Annotated in this window: 12 protein-coding genes; 8 read left to right on the plus strand and 4 right to left on the minus strand. The window is 63.9% G+C overall.

All coding sequences use genetic code 11. From position 1 onward, the window contains the following. The first annotated feature begins 17 nt into the window (after positions 1-17). Genes P6U23_RS06630 through P6U23_RS06640 form a run of 3 tightly spaced genes read left to right on the plus strand, consistent with a single transcriptional unit; the run spans position 18 to position 3,824 of the window. Positions 18-515 carry a (2Fe-2S)-binding protein gene (locus P6U23_RS06630; RefSeq protein WP_407178767.1) on the plus strand — a complete coding sequence of 166 codons (498 nt, stop codon included), beginning with the start codon at positions 18-20 and terminating at the stop codon, positions 513-515. Continuing rightward, the gene (locus P6U23_RS06635) at positions 512-1,570 is read left to right on the plus strand and encodes an FAD binding domain-containing protein (RefSeq protein WP_407178768.1); all 1,059 of its coding nucleotides are present in this window, start codon (positions 512-514) and stop codon (positions 1,568-1,570) included. The genes P6U23_RS06630 and P6U23_RS06635 overlap by 4 nt, the downstream gene beginning before the upstream one ends. Next, positions 1,560-3,824 carry a xanthine dehydrogenase family protein molybdopterin-binding subunit gene (locus tag P6U23_RS06640; RefSeq protein ID WP_407178769.1) on the plus strand — a complete coding sequence of 755 codons (2,265 nt, stop codon included), beginning with the start codon at positions 1,560-1,562 and terminating at the stop codon, positions 3,822-3,824. The genes P6U23_RS06635 and P6U23_RS06640 overlap by 11 nt, the downstream gene beginning before the upstream one ends. 693 nt (positions 3,825-4,517) lie before the next feature. Here P6U23_RS06640 and P6U23_RS06645 read toward each other — a convergent pair. The 4 genes from P6U23_RS06645 to P6U23_RS06660 all read right to left on the minus strand — a co-directional run bounded on the left by P6U23_RS06645 (position 4,518) and on the right by P6U23_RS06660 (position 9,225). Further along, positions 4,518-6,119 (minus strand): gamma-glutamyltransferase family protein, encoded by a 1,602-nt coding sequence (locus P6U23_RS06645; RefSeq protein ID WP_407181354.1) that lies wholly within the window; start codon positions 6,117-6,119, stop codon positions 4,518-4,520. Positions 6,120-6,411: 292 nt separating this feature from the next. Further along, positions 6,412-6,921: an Lrp/AsnC family transcriptional regulator gene (locus tag P6U23_RS06650; protein WP_407181355.1), complete on the minus strand. Its 510-nt coding sequence runs from the start codon at positions 6,919-6,921 to the stop codon at positions 6,412-6,414. A gap of 152 nt (positions 6,922-7,073) precedes the next feature. Continuing rightward, positions 7,074-8,492 (minus strand): cytosine permease, encoded by a 1,419-nt coding sequence (locus P6U23_RS06655; RefSeq protein WP_407178770.1) that lies wholly within the window; start codon positions 8,490-8,492, stop codon positions 7,074-7,076. Positions 8,493-8,781: 289 nt separating this feature from the next. Continuing rightward, the gene (locus tag P6U23_RS06660; RefSeq protein ID WP_407178771.1) at positions 8,782-9,225 is read right to left on the minus strand and encodes a MarR family winged helix-turn-helix transcriptional regulator; all 444 of its coding nucleotides are present in this window, start codon (positions 9,223-9,225) and stop codon (positions 8,782-8,784) included. A 216-nt stretch (positions 9,226-9,441) separates the two neighbouring features. Between P6U23_RS06660 and P6U23_RS06665 the strand changes: the two genes are divergently transcribed. From P6U23_RS06665 to P6U23_RS06685, 5 genes are all read left to right on the plus strand, one after another. Further along, entirely contained in the window at positions 9,442-10,719 is a 1,278-nt protein-coding gene (locus P6U23_RS06665; protein ID WP_407178772.1) for an amidohydrolase/deacetylase family metallohydrolase, read from the plus strand. 131 nt (positions 10,720-10,850) lie between these two features. Beyond that, positions 10,851-13,142, plus strand: coding sequence for a xanthine dehydrogenase family protein molybdopterin-binding subunit (locus P6U23_RS06670; protein WP_407181356.1), 2,292 nt, complete (start codon positions 10,851-10,853; stop codon positions 13,140-13,142). Beyond that, positions 13,139-13,975 (plus strand): FAD binding domain-containing protein, encoded by an 837-nt coding sequence (locus P6U23_RS06675; RefSeq protein ID WP_407178773.1) that lies wholly within the window; start codon positions 13,139-13,141, stop codon positions 13,973-13,975. Before P6U23_RS06670 ends, P6U23_RS06675 begins: the two co-directional genes overlap by 4 nt. Beyond that, entirely contained in the window at positions 13,972-15,186 is a 1,215-nt protein-coding gene (locus P6U23_RS06680) for a xanthine dehydrogenase family Fe-S subunit (RefSeq protein WP_407178774.1), read from the plus strand. Before P6U23_RS06675 ends, P6U23_RS06680 begins: the two co-directional genes overlap by 4 nt. Before the next feature lie 73 nt (positions 15,187-15,259). Beyond that, positions 15,260-16,402: an ABC transporter substrate-binding protein gene (locus tag P6U23_RS06685; protein ID WP_407178775.1), complete on the plus strand. Its 1,143-nt coding sequence runs from the start codon at positions 15,260-15,262 to the stop codon at positions 16,400-16,402. Positions 16,403-16,460 lie beyond the last annotated feature (58 nt).

Below are 16,460 nucleotides of genomic sequence, written 5' to 3' on the forward strand. Positions count from 1 at the left end.
ACTGATCGGAGCCTTGCATGATTAACTCCATCAGCCTCACCGTGAATGGGGTCCGGCGCGACATCGCGTTGCCAGACCCGCGGGTGACGCTGCTCGATCTCTTGCGTGAGCAGTTGGATCTGACCGGCACCAAGAAGGGATGCGACCGCGGCCAATGCGGCGCCTGCACCATTCTGGTCAACGGCCGGCGCATCAATTCGTGCCTCGCCCTGGCGATCAGCCATGACGGCGCGGACATCACCACAATCGAAGGCCTGGCGCAGGGCGACAAGCTGCATCCGCTGCAAGCGGCCTTTATCGAACATGACGGTTTCCAATGCGGCTTCTGCACCCCCGGGCAGATCATGAGCGCGCTGGGCCTGATCAATGAAGGGCAGGCGGGCTGCGACCCCGAGCGCATCCGTGAAGGCATGAGCGGCAATCTGTGCCGTTGCAGCGCCTATGCAGGGATCACCGAAGCGGTGCTGGAGGTGCAGCAGAGCCTCGCCGCCGAGAAGGAAAGGCGCGTCGCATGAAAAGTTTCGACTATGTCAGGCCGGCAAGCATTCCCGAAGCGGTATCTGCGGCGAGCGCGCCGGGCGCAGCCTATCTTGCCGCCGGCACCAATCTGCTCGACCTCATGAAGGGCGGCGTGAGCCGGCCGGACCGGCTCGTCGATGTGACGCATCTGCCGGGGCTCGACCGCATCGAGCCGCTGGCGGATGGCGGCGTGCGTATCGGCGCGCTGGTGCGTAACGCCGATCTCGCCCATGACGCGGCCTTTGCGAAGGCCTATCCGGCTGTGGCCGAAGCCCTGCTGTCCGGCGCATCGGCGCAATTGCGCAATGCCGCCACGGTCGGCGGCAACCTGCTGCAGCGGACGCGTTGCGCTTATTTCTACGACGTCGCGAGCGCCTGCAACCGGCGCGCACCCGGGACCGGCTGCGACGCACGACAGGGCGAGAACCGGTTGCATGCCGTGCTCGGCTGGAGCGATGCCTGCATCGCCACCCACCCGTCGGACTTCTGCGTGCCGCTGGTCGCACTCGATGCCGTCGTGGAAATCGAAGGCAAGGGCGGCCGGCGCAATGTGAAGCTGGAGGATTTGTATCGCCTTCCGGCTGACGCGCCGGAATGGGAGACAGTGCTCGAGCCCGGCGATCTGATCGTGGCGCTCAAGTTGCCCGGCGATGCCAGCGACTTCGCCGCGCACGCGCGTTATCTGAAGGTGCGCGAGCGCACCTCCTATGCCTTCGCGGTGGTCTCGGCCGCGGCTTGTCTGCGGCTGGAGCGCGGCAACATCGCGGAGGCGCGCATCGCGCTCGGCGGCGTCGCCGCAAAGCCCTGGCGCGCGCATGAGGCCGAGAAGGTCTTGGCCGGTGGCGCGCCAAACGGCGAGACCTTCCGCCGCGCCGCGGAGGCTGCGCTCGCGGGCGCAAAACCTTCCGGCGACAATCAATTCAAGATCGAGCTCGCGCGGCGTATTGTCGTGCGGGCACTGAGCCTCGCCGCGAGCGGCACGCCAGAGCGCATTCCCGCTTTGCCGGCTTCCCCCTTCTCATCTGTCCCCGGAGCGTTGCATGACGCCTGAGATCCGCCTCACCGAATCCCCGGTCCATCTGCGGCATGGCGCGAATATCGGCCAGCCGTTGACCCGCCGCGACGGCATTTTGAAAGTCACCGGCAAGGCGCCTTACGCCGCTGACCGCCATCCCAAGGGAATGCTCTATGCCGTGCTGGCTGTGAGCAGCATCGCGCGCGGCCGAGTCACGTTCCTCGATGTCGCCGCGGCCAAAAGCCATCCCGGCGTTGTTGACGTCATGACGCCCACGCACAAGCCGCCGCTCGCGGAAGATCCGGATGCGAAGACCAATCCGTTCATGTTCCGGATGGAGCTGCTGCAGAGCGATGCCGTGCGCTATGCGAACCAGCCGATCGCGGTGGTGATCGCGCAAACGCTGGAAGCCGCGACCGAAGGCGCGGCCTTGCTGGCGCCGACATATGAAACGCTGCCGGCGCGCGTCGGCCTCGACGCCGATGAAAGCTTCGTGCCGCCCGCTGTCGGACCCGGCCATCCCCCGATCGTCGAGCACGGCGACGTCGAGGCGGGACTTGCCGCCTCCGCCAAGGCGATCGATGCGAGCTATGAAACGCCGGCGCAGTATCACAATGCGATGGAGCCGCACGCGATCGTCGCAAGCTGGGATGGCGACAAGCTTTCCATCGACACGCCGAGCCAGGGGCTTGCCTGGGCGCAGGGACGCATCGCGGGCCTGTTCGGCATTCCCGTGGAGAACATCCACATTCGCAGTCCATTCCTCGGTGGCGGTTTCGGATCCAAGGGCCTGATCTCTGGACCGCAGATCCTCGGCATCATGGCGGCACGCCTGGTCGGCAGGCCTGTGAAACTGGTGCTCCGCCGCGAACAGATGTACGGCCCCGTCGGCCATCGCGCGCCGACCCGGCAACGCCTTCGCCTCGGCGCCGACGGCAACGGCCTCCTGACCGCGCTGGAACATCAGGCCAAGACGGTCACGAGCTCGTTCGACGATTTCTACGAGTCGGCTGCCGATGCCTCGCACACGCTCTATGCGAGCCGTGCGATCCGGACCGCGCATGAGGCGGTGCGTGCCGATACCGGCACACCACTGTTCATGCGTGCGCCTGGCGAGGCAACGGGCTCGATTGCGCTGGAGAGCGCAATCGACGAGATGGCGTGGGCCTGCGGCATCGACCCGCTGCAATTCCGCATCAGGAACGATGCGGAGGTCGAACCGATCTCCGGCAAGCCGTTTTCGTCAAAAGCCCTGCGCGAATGCTACACCAAGGGCGCCGAGCGCTTCGGCTGGTGGGAACGTCCGCTGAGCCCAAGGCAGATGCGCGATGACAATGGCTTCCTGGTCGGCTGGGGCATGGGCACCGCGACCTTTCCGGCGCTCATGTTCCAGGCCAATGCGCGCGCCGTGCTGCGCGCCGACGGCAGTGGCGTCATGGAGACGGGCGCGCATGACATGGGGCAGGGCGCCTGGACGGCGCTCGCGCAAATCGCGGCCGATGGCCTTGGTCTCGATATCGACCGCGTCGAGTTCAGGGCCGGCACCTCGGATCTGCCCGATGCCGGCATCGCCGGCGGCTCGGCGCACACCGCGACCGCGGGTGTGGCCATTCACAATGCCGGCGCGGCCGTGATCGCAAAGCTGGCTGATCTCGCCACGCGCGACCAGCGCTCGCCTTTGTTCGGCGCCGGCAATGCCGGCGTGATCGCGCGCAACGGGCACCTGCATCGCCGCGACGACGAGACGCGCAGCGAATCCTATGCCGATATCCTGCGGCGCGCCGGTCTCGCCGAAATCGAAGCCACGGGCGGGGGCGCGGCCGATCCGGCTGCGCAGGCGGACTACGCGATGCACGCACATGGCGCAGTGTTTGCGGAAGTGAAGGTCGATCCCGATCTCGGCCAGATCCGCGTCACCCGCATGGTCGGTGCGTTCGCGGCGGGGCGCATCATCAACCCCAAGCTGGTGCGTAGCCAGCTCTTCGGCGGCATGATCTGGGGCCTGTCCTTTGCGCTGCACGAGGAAGCCGTGATGGACCGCCGCTCGGGCCGCATCATGAATCCGAATCTCGCGGAGTATCATGTGCCTGTGAATGCCGACGTGCCGTCGCTGGATGTGCTGACCGTCGATGAGCATGATCCTCACGTGAACCCGCTCGGCATCAAGGGTGTCGGCGAGATCGGCATCACCGGCAGCGCCGGCGCGGTCGCCAATGCGGTCTGGCACGCCACCGGCGTCCGCCTGCGCCGCTTCCCGATCCGGATCAGCGATCTCTTGGTCGCGAGTTGACGAAGAGGCAGATGGCCGCCTTGCGATTTGCTGTGACCTTGCTCCACAAGCGGGGAGAGGTCGCATCGCATCGGTAGATGCGATGCGACCTTTTCCCCCAAGCAGAGAGGAAACATTGCCGATCAGCTTGACGTGACTGTGCTCGAGCGACGGGCGTGGCACACAGAGGTGAGTTGGAGCCATCGCCGCTGCGCGAGCTTTCGCGCTTGAAGTGTATACGGCAGCGCCAATCCTCCTTGGATTGAAAATGCGCTTTAATTGCAATGTGTTAGCCACCTCATACTGTTCGTCGCGCCGCCAGGCCTAGCCTTTGCGCGAACAACCGCTCGGGAGGCAACGATGCCCGAATGGCTTACCGTCCCCGCGACGATCACTTGCGTTGTTCTTTTGACCATTATCGTTCTCATTGCCGTTGGCGCTTGGTAGGTAGCAGAGACTGCTTTCAAGCCGCTCGGGAGGTAACGATGTTCCGACCCGAATGGTATATTCCGATGATCGCTTGCGTCTCGTCCCTGAGCATTTTCGTTTTGATGATTGCCGGCGCTTGGTAGCGCCCGCGCCCGACCTCCGGCGCGAGCGCGAGCGAAGTATCCAATCCGCGGATGCAGTCTGGATTGCTTGGTCGCTTCGTTCCCAGGAATGACGGCCTGAGTGAAAGCCTTCGTACGGCTGTGCAAAGAGATCGGAGGGGCGCTAGCTCTCCGCGACCGTCTCGCCCCAGGCGTGGAAGACCTCGGTCGCGCCGCTGTTGGTATCGCCCGCGCGCAGCACAACGCTGGGGAAGGCGAATTTTCCGGGCCAGCTCTGCACCCGCGCCTCTTCATAATCAAAGTGCCGGCGCATGAACTCGCGCACATCCTCTGGAAGACGTGTATCGCCGATCACGATCTTGCCTTCGCTGGCATCGATGCGTGGCTGGTGAATGGCCGCGTCCAAGTCCATGCCGAAATCCATCACAAAGGACAGGATCTGTGTCACGGCGGGTAGGATGCGGCGGCCGCCGGACGCGCCGAGCGCGAGCCGCCTGCCATCGGCGGTCTGCGCCACTACGGGCGTATAATTGGTCAGGCAGCGTTTGCCCGGCGCCAGCGAATTGGCGACGCGCGGCGTCGGATCAAACCACATGATGCCGTTGTTGAAGGTGATCCCGCTTTGCGGGGTGACGAATTTGGAGCCGAAGGTCGAGAGCAGCGTTTGCGTCACCGCTGCCATGTTGCCGTCGCGATCGACCACCGCGTAATGCGTGGTGCAGCTCGGCGCCAGATATTCGGCACCGAGCGCGCGCCGCCCCTCCGCGTCGCCCATATCCTTGAGCCGCTCACGATAGGCCGATTGCAGCGCAAGCGCGTAGTCCGCGTAGACCGCCGCATTCGGCGCAGTGCCGGCCTGCGCCCGCAAATCGTCTTTCGATAACAGCCGCAGCGTTTGCGCGAGCGTCGGTCCGGCCGTGAGCTCCGGTGTCGCGTAGACGCTGCCGCCGCGATAGGGAATCTTCAGCGGCTCGCGCAGATGGGCCTGGAAGGAGGCGAGATCCTCCACCGACAGCGAGCCGCCGGCCGCTTGAATATCGGCCGCGATGCTGCGCGCGAGGTCGCCTTGGTAAAAGTCGCGCGCGCCAGCTTCGGCAAGCTGCGAGAGCGTCGCCTTGAGACGATCCTGCGGCAGGCGGACAACCGACCGGATGCCCCATTGCGGCTGCGGCGGCAGGCCGTCCTTCAGGTAGGCGGCAGCGCTCGCAGGATAGCGCCGCAAATCCGCCGCCGAGCTGCCGATGGCGAGCGCGGTCCACCAGTCCACGAGAAGACCGTCGTCGGCGAGCGCGACGCTCGGCGCGATCAGCTCACGCCACGGCAGCTTGGCGTAACGCCGGTGCGCTTCCGCGTGTCCGGCGACGACCCCGGGTACCGCGATCGAGGAGGGGCCGTGCAAGTTGCGGTCATCCTTCACCCGCGGCCAGGGAAAGATGTCGGATGCCGCAGCCCCGTCGCCGGTGAGCGGATAGTCCTCGACGCGCAGGCTTTGCGGCGCGCGCATGCCGTAGTCGATCACCTCGTAGCGATCTTCCTTGACACGGTAGAGCACCATCGCGCCGCCGCCGCCAATGCCACTCATCCAGGGCTCCAGCACCCCGAGCGCAAAGCCGGTTGCGATCACCGCATCGACGCAATCGCCGCCTGCGCGCAACACCTCCGCGCCGACCTCGGCTGCTCGCCGGGATTGTGAAGCAACGATGCCGCCCTTGGAGGTCACGGCAGGTTTTCGGATTTGCTGGAGGTTCGAGAAATGGTCGGACATTGGCTTCTTTCGCGCTGACGTTCCGGCAGTAAGTGTGCGTAACAGCCGTACCAAGTCCTTGTCCAGATCGCCGCTGCCGGTCAGCGTTGCGAAGATAGACATCTTCTAGGACTGCGCGACATTGCGTGAGGTGCGGCAGATGCCAGGGAGTGAAGGTACGGTGAGCAGGAGATGTCGCTACGTAAGGCGCGAGCGATATCAGCGCTCCCATAAGCACAGGCGCTGTTTATGCGAAGGCAATTGGCCCCTGCGGACACGGCGGTGGAGTGACGGCGTTCGTCGACGCAGCGACTTACAGCGTTGCAGACTGCCGGGCCGCCGCTTCGCGGCCGCTTTGTGCCGGGGCATAGACCAACGGCAGCTCCGTCGTGGACTTGATCTGCTCCATCGCGAACATCGAGGAGACGTCGTAGAGATCGATCTTCTCGATCAGGCGCCGATAGAGTTCATCATAGGCGCGGATGTCGGGCACCACGGCCCGGATCAGATAATCGACGTCGCCGCTCAGGCGGAAGAAGTCGACGACCTCCGGGAAGCCGATCACGATCCTTCTGAAACGATCCACCCATTCCGCGTTGTGCTGATTGGTCTTCACCGCGATGAAGACGCTGACGCCGAGGTTCAGCTTCTCCGGATCGAGCAGCGCGACGCGTCGGCGGATATAGCCCGCGTTCTCCAGTTTCTGGATCCGCCGCCAGCACGGGGTGGCGCTCAGTCCGACCTTGTCGCCGATGTCCTGTACCGAGATCGTGCTGTCCACCTGGAGGATGGCCAGGATTTTGCGATCGAGTTCATCGAGCATATGGGACATATGTGCTATCTATTCGTCTTTATGAATAGTATTATTCTACGATACGGTCTCCATCTAGCAAAAACTTGTGCCAAGCTGCCCGCAAAGGCGGCAGCCGTCTGAGCAAAAAAAGCGCGCCGCGAGCCGCGGCGGGCGAGCACCGATCACCGGCCTACATTGGTTGCCGCAACCGATGAAGGCGATGCGACCTGTTTACCTAATGCCAGATAGACCGCGCCCGACACGAGGATGCCGGCGAGCCAGCTCAAATCGGCGCCGCCCAAAAGATTGATCGAAATCGGTCCCTGCAGCGCGCCGACCAGGCCGTCCTCCAAGGACCATCCGGCCACGAGCCCCGCAAGGAAAGCGATGATGCCACCCCCATTGATGTCGCCATAGGCGCTCGTTTCCGGCGATCGGTAGAGCTGGGGAACCTCGATATGGCCTTTGCGCCTGATGAAGAAATCGGCCAGCACCACCCCCGCCCACGGGCTCATCCAAAGCAACAGGCTGACCATCCAGTTGTCGAACGCCTTCGCGAACGAAGGCGCGAAGATGAAATAGATCGTCACGAGATAACCGGCCACGCCGACGATGATCGTCAATGTGAACCGTGAGAAGTTAAGTCCCGCGCTCAGCGCGGCCAGCGCCGCCGAATACACGTTGAGAATGTTGGTGGCGATCGGGCCGTGCAGCACCAATAGCAGAATCAGGATGCTGGTGGGACCGCCGAACACGGCGCTCACCATCTTGGCGGGATCGGTGTCCAGCGTGGTGCTGGCGATCGTGGCGCCGACAATGGCGAGCCATACGGTGGGTACGAACATGCCGACATAGCTGTACCAGAAGACCGAGCTCGAAGGGACGCTGCGCGGCACGAATCTCGAATAGTCGGAGGCCCACGTCACCCAGGAAATGCCCCAGCCGACGCCGATCGCCGTCATCAAGAGCGTGAGCATCGCCATGTGTGCACCGGGCGGCAGCGAACTGGTCAGGCCCCAATTGACGACGCCGGGGCGCGTCCACGCCAGAATGCTCATCAGCACCATGATCGCGATGGTGACCGGCACGGTGTATTTCTCGAAGGTGCGGATCGCGTAGAAGCCGTAGACGCCGATCCCCACCTGCAGCGCCATCACCAGCGTGATGACGATGATCTCGATCACCCAGCTATCGGGAATGCCGAATTGCCCGAGAATGGCGACCGCGATCCTGACCGGAAAATAGGTGTTCACCCCGATCCAGCACAGCGTCATCAGAAACATGAGGATGCTGGGCAGGTAAGCGCCGCGGACGCCGAAGGCGGAGCGGCTCAGTACCATCTGATTGACGCCGGTCTTGTGCCCCATCACGGTGAACGCGGCGAAGATCGCGCAGCCGACGATGTTGCCAATCACGATCACCGCGATCGTTTCCAGCAATCCGAGCTTCAAGACGATGCCAAGCGCCCCCAGCGCCCAGTTCACCGGCGCAATGTTGGCGCCGGCCCAGATCCACATCTGCTGCGGTCCGGTCGAGTCCCGGTCAGCATCCGGAATAGGCTCGATGCTATGGATATCGGCACGAAGCTCGGAATTTTTCATGGCCACCCCCCAACACGAAGCACGCTTCGCATCTGCGGCAGCAACAATCATGCCATGGGCAATCCTTGTCCCGCTTCCCCATGCGGCCATGGGATCGAGAGCCTGCCTAAATGTGCGTCACCGAAAATTGGCGTTGTCTCTTCAAAGGCAAGACCAGGCCTGCGATCAGGCGATTCCCCGCAAAGCGAGGCTGCCGCATCGTCGCGAATGGAGTTGGTGGTGCTCAAGGCGGGCGATTAGAAACTGGGCAGCCCAAGCCAAAACGGCAGCAGGTTGATGCCGACGGCGTTCAATCGAACAGGGCGGCAGCGCTGTCACGATTGGCGTTGCCCGCCACAATGCGCTGCATCATATCGATGAACAAGGCCTGTTCCGGTTCGCTCAGATTGGCGAGTGTGGCGCGATGCGCTGCCCGCGCGGAAGCTTCGATCTTGTTGAGGAGGGCGGTCCCCGCAGCAGTCAGTTCGCACAACCGCGCACGGCGGTCGCTCTGATCGATGGCCCTCTCGACGAGGTGGCGAGCGGCCAATCGTTTGAGTGCGCCGGTCGTTGTGGTCCGATCGAGCGCGATATCGGCCGCTAACGTAGTCTGATCGGCGGTTCCGCGTACCGCCAGTGCGGAAAGCAGGCTGTATTGCAGCGGCGTGATTTCGAACCTGCCGCAGGCCTCCTGGAACAGCGCAACGTGGATTTGGTGCAGGCGGCGGATCAGAAATCCAGGCCGCTGCGACAATGGCCATGGGCGATGCTTCGCCTCACCGCGACGTCTTTTCGCTTGCCGCAACGCACAGTCTCCCAGCCTTGGTGAACCTCGCGCGAATAGCTCGATTCGGACGCCTTTGCCATCGGCAGATCATGGCACGAAGCTTGCTTGGAAGAATGCGAAGTATACTTCGTATTTCCGGAGAGCGGGAGCGAACCCGCCAGCGAGTCAAAAGGAGAAGTGTTCATGTCGATCAGTGCCGGCTTCGATCTGCTTTTACGTGGCGGACGCGTGATCTGCCCGGCGTCAGGCATCGACGGCGTCAGGGATGTCGCTGTTCGCAACGGCAAGATCGCGGCCGTGCAGTCGGACATCCTGCCGACCAGCGCGAGGGAGGTGATTGATGTGAGCGGCAAGCTGGTCTTGCCGGGGTTGATCGATACGCATGCGCATGTCTATCAATATGTCAGCGGCCGCTTCGGCATGAATGCCGATATGGTCGGCGTTCAATCGGGCGTGACGACGCTGGTCGATCAGGGCGGACCCTCGTGCATGACGTTACCGGGCTTCCGGCATTTCATTGCCGAACCCGCGAAGTCGCGCGTCTATGCCTTCATTTCGGCCTATCTCGTTGGCGGTCTCGAAGGACATTATTATCCGCAGCTCTATAGTCCCGATGGCGTCGATATCGACGCCACAGTGAAGGCGGCGAAAGCCAATCTCGACATCGTTCGCGGCATCAAGGCGCATGCCGAGATCGGCGGTTTCGCGCGCTGGGGCATTCGCGTCATTGAGATGGCGGCTGAGATCGGTCGCCGCGCCGATCTGCCGGTCTATGTGCATTTCGGCCAACTCTGGGGCCTGCCGGCGAGCGGCGCCAATGGTGAAGATGCCGACACCATTCTCTCGCGCGTGATCCCGCTGCTGCGCGAAGGCGATATCCTGGCGCACCCCTTTACGCGTCATCCCGGCGGCTTCGTCAACCGCGAGGGCGAGGTGCATCCGGTGATCGCGGCGGCGCTCGATCGCGGATTGAAGGTCGATGTCGGGCACGGCAGCCACTTTTCCTACCGCTTGGCCAAGAAGGCCATCGCAGCCGGTATCGTTCCAACAACGCTTGGCGCGGATATCCATGGTTACAATACGCATGTGCCCGCGCCGGCGGGCACGCCGGACCAGCACGAGGACGATGAAAATCATCCTTTCGCCGGACAAGCCAAGTTCAGCCTGGTCCAGGCGATGAGCTCGATGATTGCGCTTGGTCTCTCGCTCGAGCAGGTGGTGCCGATGGTCACCTCGAATCCGGCGAAGATGCTCGGCCGCGAGGACGAAATCGGCGCGCTGAAGGTCGGACGGGACGCGGACGTGTCCGTGCTCAACGAGCTCTCAGGCCGCTTTGCGTTGCGCGACAATGAGCACAACGAAGTCATCGCCGAACGTTTGCTTCAGCCTGCCTTCTGCCTGCGCGGCGGCGCGCGATACGATGCCGTCGCATCGATCCTGCCGCAGGCTGTTGCGGCTTGAGCAGCAACCGTCTCGCCTTCAGATCAGGAGCGTCGACCGTGCGCAATGAGCGCGATTTTCCGCACCACGACGGGGCCGGCGCCAGGCAGGGCGTCGGTGCGCGCCTGCCGCGCAAGGAGGACGACCGGCTAATGCGCGGCCGCGGCCAGTTCGTGGCCGACATTCGCTTGGCCGGCCTGCAGGATGTCGCCTTCGTGCGCAGCCCGCTGGCCCATGCGCTGATCCGCGGCATACAGGTGCCGGAGCGCTATCGCGCCAATGTCTTCACGGCTGCGGATTTGATCGGCGTCAATCCGATCCGCGCGGTGTCGGGATTGCCGGGGTTCAAGATCTCCGAGCAGCCGGTGCTCGCGGTCGGAAAGGTGCGCCAGGTCGGCGAATTGATCGCGATGTGCGTGGCGCCAACGCGGGCCGAGGCCGAGGACATCGCGGCGGCCGTGACGCTCGATCTCGAGGAACTTCCCGCCGTCCATGACATGCTCAAGGCGCGCGAAGTCGGTTCGGCGCTCGTGCACGAGCATTGGGGCGATAACGTCTTCCTGGAAACCAATTTCGAAGTCGACATTTCGTCGGCGCTCGATGCTCCGATCAAGGTGACGCGCGAGATCTCGACCGCGCGGCAATGCATGTCACCGCTCGAAGGGCGTGGCGTCGTTGCGACCTTCGACCACCGCCTCGATCAGCTCACGCTCTACTCCGCGGCCCAGATGCCGCACGTCACGCGCAGCGGTCTCGCCGAATGCCTCGGCATGGAGCAGGGTCGCATCCGCATCATCTCGCCCGATGTCGGCGGCGGGTTCGGCCATAAGGGCATCCTGTTGCCCGAAGAGGTCTGTCTCTCGTGGCTGACGATGCGGCGCGGCCACCCCGTGCGCTGGACGGAGGATCGACGCGAACACTTGACCGCGAGCGCTAACTGCCGCGAGCACCATTACAAGATCACCGTGTATGCCGATCGCGACGGTAGGCTGCGCGGCATCGATTGCGAAGCGACCGTCGATTCCGGCGCTTACTCCTCCTACCCCTTCTCGGCGTGCCTGGAGGCGGCGCAGGTCGCGAGCATCCTGCCTGGGCCCTACCTGATGCCGGCCTATCGGTGCCGGACGTTTTCGGTCGCGACCAACAAGTGCCCGATCCTGCCCTATCGCGGTGTTGCGCGCACCGGCGTGTGCTTCGCGCTGGAATTGATGCTGGACCTGGTCGCCGCCGAGGCGGGATTGGAGCCGGGCGAAGTGCGTCTGCGTAACCTCATACGACCCGAGCAGATGCCGTTCGACAACATCACCAACAAGCATTTTGACAGCGGGGACTATCCGGAGGCGATGCGTCGTGCCCTTGCGGCGGTCGACGTCGAAGCGGTGCGCGCACGACAGCGCAGAGGCGAACCGGATGGCCGGCGGATCGGCCTTGGCGTCTCGATCTATTGCGAACAGGCCGCGCATGGCACCTCCGTCTATTCCGGCTGGGGCATCCCGATGGTGCCGGGACATGAGCAGGCGACCGCGCGCTTGACGCCGGATGGCGGGCTAGAGCTGCGCGTCGGCGTACATTCCCATGGGCAGAGCATGGAAACCACGCTTGCCCAGGTTGCGCATGAGATTTTGGGCATCAATGTCGCTCAGGTGCACGTGATCCATGGCGACACCGCGATGACGCCGTATTCGACGGGCACGTGGGGGTCGCGCTCGATGGTGATGGCCGGCGGCGCGGTCGGTGCCGCATGCCGCGAGCTTGCCGAACGCGCCAAGCGCATCGGCGCAAAACTCCTGCAGCACGATCCGGCTTCGGTGGTGCTGCAGAAGGGCGAGGTGCGCGGAGTCAATGGCAGCGTCGGCTTGAAGGAGATCGCGCACACCTGGTACCGGCGTCCGCAGGACCTTCCGATCGATGTCGATCCGCACGGCCTGGACGTGACGGCGGGCTACAAGCCGCAGCGCGATAGCGGCACGTTCAGCTATGCGGCCCATGCGGCGGTCGTCGCGGTCGATCCGGAGCTCGGAGAAGTCGAGATCCTCGACTATGTCATCGTCGAGGACGGCGGCGTTCTCGTCAATCCGATGGTCGTGGACGGCCAGATCTACGGTGGTCTCGCCCAGGGCATCGGCACTGCGCTCTACGAGGAAATGCCGTTTGACGCAGCCGGGCAGCCGCTCGCGACGACACTTGCCGACTATCTGCTGCCGGGGCCGACCGAAGTGCCGGCCCCACGGCTTGATCACATGGAGACCCCGTCGCCCTATACCCAGTTTGGCGTGAAGGGCATCGGAGAGGGTGGAGCGATTGCTCCGCCGGCCGCAATCGCCAATGCGGTCAACGATGCTCTGCGCCCGCTGGGCGTGGAGCTCCTGCAATCGCCGATTACGCCCCACCGGATCGTCGAGGCGATCCTGGCCAGGCGCGAGATGCAAAGGGGGGCGGCATGAAGCCCGCGCCCTTCGCTTACGAACGTCCACGCGATCTCACGGCCGCGCTATCGCTTCTCGGCGAGACCGCGGCTTCGGCCAAGGTCATCGCCGGCGGGCAGTCGCTTGGTCCCATGCTCAATCTGCGGCTGACGGCGCCCGAGTTGATCGTCGATATCACCGCGCTTGCCGAGCTCAAGCAGGCGGAGCGTCATGGTGACGAACTCGTTCTCGGCGCATGTGTGACGCATGCGGACATCGAGGACGAGCGCGTCCCCGACCTCACGCGCGGTGCCATGCAGCGCATCGCCGCCAACATTGCCTATCGTGCTGTACGCAATCGCGGCACGGTTGGTGGATCGCTGAGCCACGCCGATCCCGCCGCGGATTGGGTCTCGGCGCTCACCGCCCTGGGTGCGAGGTTAACGCTCCGAAGCCGTGGCGGCACGCGCATGGTCAATGTGGAGGATTTCATTGTCGGAGCGCTGGAATCGGTGCTGCGCCTCGGCGAAATCGTCGAAACCATCCTCATTCCCGCACGATCGCCGTCTGCGCATTGGGGCTACGTCAAAAGCTGCCGCAAGACCGGCGAATTTTCCCACGCCATCGGCGCCGTGCTGATCGACCCGAGCGCAGGGAGCGCCCGCGTCGTGATCGGCGCGATCGAGGCGGCTCCGATCGTGCTCAAGGATCCGCTGGAGCTGTTCGGAGGGCACATCGGGAGCGATTATAAGGACCGCTTTGATGCGCGCGTCGCCGATGCGATCCTGGTGAAAGCCGGCGTCTCAAACGCGGCTCAGCGCCATATTCATGTCAGCGTGCTCAAGCGCGCCATTCGCGAGGCCGCCGCATGAGCATGGTTGCGCTCACCGTGAATGAGCGGCCGGTCGAAGCGCTCGCGGAGCCGCGGACCAGCCTTGCCGATTTCGTGCGCGACAAGCTTGATCTGACCGGCACGCATCTTGGCTGCGAGCATGGCGTCTGCGGTGCGTGTACGGTGCTGGTCGATGGCGTTCCGGCGCGCTCATGCATTACCTATGCGGTAGCCTGCGAAGGCGCCGATGTCACCACGATTGAAGGTCTCGACCAGGATGAGATCACGGCCGAACTGCGCGCGGCCTTCACCTGCGAGCACGCGTTGCAATGCGGTTATTGCACGCCGGGGATGCTCGTCTCCGCGCGCGATCTCGTGTTGCGCTTGCCGGAGGCGGACGAGAAGCAGATCCGCATCGGCTTGAGCGGCAATCTGTGCCGTTGCACCGGCTACGTTGGTATCGTGCGTGCTGTCGGTTCGGTCATCGAGCAGCGTCGCGGGCGAGGCATAGGCCCTGAACGCGACGGCGGTCGCAAGATGCTCGGGCCTGTCGGCTCGGGCCACGGCAGCCAGACCGGCACCCAACCAGCCGCGCAACTGCGGCCGCCGATCGCGCAAGTCGCGCGCGAAACGGCCGGGTCCGTCACCTCAATTCCGGACTTCACGCCGGCCAACGTCTTCGAGCAGAATTTTGAAGTCGCGCATCCGGCCGAGCGGGTGTTTGCCATGCTCGATGACATCGCGATTGTCGCGGCCTGCCTTCCTGGCGTCTCGCTTCTCGGATCACCGCGCCCCGACCGGGTCGAGGGCGAAATCCGCGTCAGGATCGGGCCGATTGCCGCGGTCTTCCGTGGTGCGGCGCGCATCGAGCGTGAGGTTGCCGAGATGTCGGGCCGTATCGTGGGAGTGGGCACCGATCAACGCAGCCGGTCTTCAACGCAGGGCGAAATTCGATTCCGCCTGGAGTCGTTGGAAGGCGGCGCGACGCGCGTCAACCTTTCCATCGGCTATACGCTGAAGGGGATGCTGGCCCAGGTCGGCAGGACGGGGCTCGTCCGCGATCTCGCCGGCCGGCTGATCGCGGAATTCGCCGGCAATCTCGATCGTCGCTTGTCGGGCGAGGCGTTGGCCGTCACGCCTGCAGCGCCAACCGAGCTGAATGGCTTGTCTCTGTTTTTTGGCCTTTTGCGCGCCCGGATGGGGCGGTGGCTCGCGCGCGCTTCGCGTCACGATCGCGGAGCTGCAGGATGATGAATGCTTTCGTCAAGCCAAGTGCGAAATCTGGACTGCATATGAACCAGCAGCGTGAGAGTGGAGAACCACAATGAGACGAACGATCAAATATGTTCTGGCGGCTGCTCTTCTGAGCGGGACGGCAAGTGCGGAAACCATCAAGATCGGCGTGAACGAACCTCTGACCGGCGCCTTCGCCGCTTCGGGTACTTACGTCGTCAACGGCGCGAAGATCGCTGCCGACGAAATCAACGCCAAAGGCGGAATCCTTGGCAAGAAGATCGAGCTCGTGATCGAGGACAACAAGAGCAATCCGACCGAGGCCGCCGCGGTGGCCGAAAAGCTGATCACCAGCGACAAGACGCCTGTGTTGATGGGAGCGTGGGGCTCGAGCCTGACGCTTGCCGTGATGCCGAAATTGATCGAATACGAAACGCCGATGCTGGTCGAGACCTCGTCGTCAGGCAAGATCACCACCAGCGGAAATCCCTACATTTTCCGGATCTCGCCGCCATCCTCCGTCGAGGCCGCAGCCTTCAAGAACATCGTCGACAAGCTGAACCTCAAGAAGGTCGACTTTCTCGTGATCAATAATGATTGGGGGCGCGGGACGGCCGACGACTTCGGCAAGATGTTCAAGGAGAAGGGCATCGGCGTCGGCCTGGTCGAAACCATGGATCAGGGCGCACAGGACATGAGCGCGCAACTCTCCAAGTTCAAGAGCTCCGATTCCGAGACCATCATCGTGACTACCTCGGTGGACCAGCTCACGCTGATATTCAAACAGGCGGCAGCGCTCGGCCTGAAGAAGCGCATCATCACGACGGGCGGTTCGCAAAATCCGGATCAGATCATTGCGCAAGCCGGGGCCGCGGCCAACGGCACCATGCACCTGACGACGTTCCTGCCGTGGTTGCCGGACCAGACGCCGAACCCGGAAGCCACCAGCTATTTCATTTCGGAATGGAAGAAGCGTGGCTTCGATTTTGCCGGCTGCACCGAGAGCTTCCGCGGCTATGACGGCATCCGCACGGTGGCGGCAGCAATCGAAAAGGCGGGCAAAGCGGAGCCTGCAGCGATCAAGGCCGCCTTTTGGGACATCAAAGTGAAGGGGCTGAATGGCGATATTGTCTTCCGCAAGTCCGGCCCTGAGGGCAAGGAGAGCGGTCAGAGCCAGCCGAACGTGTATCTGATCGAAATCGAGGACGGCAAGGTCGGATTGAAAAACCTCTAAGCGCGTCTGGTCGACCGGCGAGGGACGCGGCGTCGCTCGCTGACCTGGCCGGTATCGT

This window comes from Bradyrhizobium sp. STM 3562, from assembly GCF_045571435.1.
Taxonomy (GTDB): Bacteria; Pseudomonadota; Alphaproteobacteria; order Rhizobiales; family Xanthobacteraceae; genus Bradyrhizobium.